Annotated in this window: 3 protein-coding genes; all 3 read right to left on the bottom strand. The window is 30.2% G+C overall.

Going from position 1 to position 2,297, the window contains the following annotated elements:
- Nucleotides 1-203: 203 nt before the first annotated feature.
- Nucleotides 204-1,193, bottom strand: a complete 990-nt coding sequence (locus ACW9UN_RS17025) for a tetratricopeptide repeat protein (protein ID WP_459487567.1) — start codon at nt 1,191-1,193, stop codon at nt 204-206.
- Between the two features lie 245 nt (nt 1,194-1,438).
- Nucleotides 1,439-1,891 (bottom strand): PIN domain-containing protein, encoded by a 453-nt coding sequence (locus tag ACW9UN_RS17020; RefSeq protein ID WP_459487566.1) that lies wholly within the window; start codon nt 1,889-1,891, stop codon nt 1,439-1,441.
- The gene (locus ACW9UN_RS17015; RefSeq protein WP_459487565.1) at nt 1,888-2,163 is read right to left on the bottom strand and encodes a hypothetical protein; all 276 of its coding nucleotides are present in this window, start codon (nt 2,161-2,163) and stop codon (nt 1,888-1,890) included. The genes ACW9UN_RS17020 and ACW9UN_RS17015 overlap by 4 nt, the downstream gene beginning before the upstream one ends.
- Between the last annotated feature and the right edge of the window lie 134 nt (nt 2,164-2,297).

Below are 2,297 nucleotides of genomic sequence, written 5' to 3'. Positions count from 1 at the left end.
ATAGAAAATTCCTAAAGTGAATAAAATCAAAAATATTTTCCTTTTTTGGTTTTTCATTACAATTTTAGCTAACGTTTAGTATATGCAAAGTAGGCGATTTCGGGCTTCAAACTTATCAAACCGTTACAATTTTGAAGCGGGCTACAACCCTTGAATTTACTACTATTTCGCCTATTTTGTATATACATTGTTATGCAAAGTATTTAATTGTTCATTTTATTTTCAAAATCGTTTATAAATACGTCTATTTCTTTGCCATAAATGTTTTTAGCATTTTCATATGTCTGGTCGGGGAAAAAGGTTAGAAATTTGTCGTTACCATACTTGTCGATCAGTTCCCTAACAAAAAGTCCGGATAGGGGATAGGTCAAAGCATCAGGATATTTCCTAAAGTCTGTCCAGATTTTTTTAATATCAACCTTTTGGCCTTGTTGTGAAATCCACTCTTTAACCATCTTTTGTTTGTTTTGGTTTGAAAGGTCGAAACAAACTGCAGTACCTTCATTAATGAATTCGGTCTTGTTATATTTTTTAGCAATGAAATTAGAGATTACATGTGTCATTTCATGTCCTTTTGTCTGTTGGAAATGAGAGTGTATTATACAACTATGTGGATTAGAAAATCCCAAATTGGCTTTAAGTATTTTTTTTGCATCTTCACGAGAATCCCAAACAAAGAAGTCAATTTTTTTAGGCAATTTGCTTTTGAAAAATTTATTAATCTCGTTAAACGACTTTTCTCGAGATTCTACAAAATACTTTTTGTTAGACTCTGACATTTTCTGGAAATAGAACCGAAAATTGTCGGATTCGATGATGTCCCAGTCATCAAAAAAACTGTCGTAACCAAAAAGGTAAATTCTTTTGTATGCGTATCTAGTTGCGTTTTTTGTAGCATTTAAGTTAATACATTCTCTAAGCGCGGTTTCCGATTTCTCATGGTTGCCAAGCATAAATTGGCAAGTTCCAATATAGCCTAATGCCCATGCTTTTCTCCATAAATTATTGTTGTCGTCTTTGGCAGACTTATTCAAAATAGGGATTGCATTTTCAAAATCTCCTTTATCTGCCATTGCCCGTCCAAGAATGTGCAAGTAATCTAGGTTTGTTTTGTCCTCGTTTAAAAACTCATTTGCTTTTTCAATGGTTTTATCAAAGTCTTGAGATGCGTACAATTTTCCCAATAAATCCATATTGGAATCTTGGCTGAAGGAGACGAGATAAAAACTAAGAAGTAGTAGTGTAAGTTTCAATTTCATAGGTATTGTTATTAGTAAGTTCAGTGCTGTTTTATATTTTGCATAACGTTGTTGTGTAAGGTTTGTTGCGTAAATTTAGCTAAAAATAAGTAATAAAACCAGGCTTTTATGCTTGCGAGGTTTTTCGCCAGAAAAACCTTAAAAAGCAATAAATTTTACACGGTGTTGTGTGCAGTTTTTTAAATTCTTTCATTCCTGTTTTTTACTAAATCAAAAACTTTCACACCATTCGCAATTGCATAATCTGATAGACTAGAGTCAGATGTGATTAACAATTCACATTTTTTTGAATATTCGAATAACAAGGAGTCAGTTATTCCTAAATCATAAAATGTCTCGCTTTCAGTTGCTATTTTTGTTTCCAAAATTTTTTCTGTTGTTAACTTTATTGTACTTGTTATTTTCTCTATATATTCAGTTTTTCTATTTCCTTTGAAATTATTCAAAAGATTATCAACTTCTGTCCAAACGTTTGGTAAAACTACTAATTCATTAAAGTCTCCAACAAAAGAAATCAAATCCTCAAAATCTTTTTCCTCATAAATTGAAGTTCGTTTATGTTTATTAATTAGTCTTGGATCTATTAAGCCAATTATTAAAACTATTAAAGCATTTGTATCAATTAATTTCATTCTTTTTCATACATAAAAAAGCCTACAATTTCTTTTTCATTGTTAATAAGAACTTTTTTATAAGTTCTATGATATTTGAATTGAGTTGCCATAGCCATTAGAGGAGAACTTATTTTTGGATTTGTATTTTCTACTAGAAAGGACACAATAATTTCCCAATTTCCAGTTTCAGGAAAAAATTCAGCTTGTTCTATTCTAAAATCTGGATTATCTAAAGAAGATAATATATTTAAATTGGATTTAACAATTTCAATTAATTCTTTTAAATTCATTTTTCGTACGATTTTTTAATTGCACACAACGTTTTGGTGTATTATTTGTTGCGTAAATTTAGCGAAAAAAAAGCTATTTAAACTAAAACTTTAGCGTTTCCGAGGTTTTTCGTAAGAAAAACCCGAAAAAGCAA

The organism is Polaribacter litoreus, assembly GCF_054584775.1.
The sequence above is the reverse complement of the archived record's forward strand: the minus strand, read 5'-3'. Positions and strand labels throughout refer to the sequence as shown.

What these genes read in the sequence shown, in the direction of transcription:
- ACW9UN_RS17020 (WP_459487566.1), bottom strand. Translation starts at nt 1,891, where the DNA reads ATGAAATTAATTGATACAAATGCTTTAATAGTTTTAATAATTGGCTTA.
- ACW9UN_RS17025 (WP_459487567.1), bottom strand. Translation starts at nt 1,193, where the DNA reads ATGGATTTATTGGGAAAATTGTACGCATCTCAAGACTTTGATAAAACC.
- ACW9UN_RS17015 (WP_459487565.1), bottom strand. Translation starts at nt 2,163, where the DNA reads ATGAATTTAAAAGAATTAATTGAAATTGTTAAATCCAATTTAAATATA.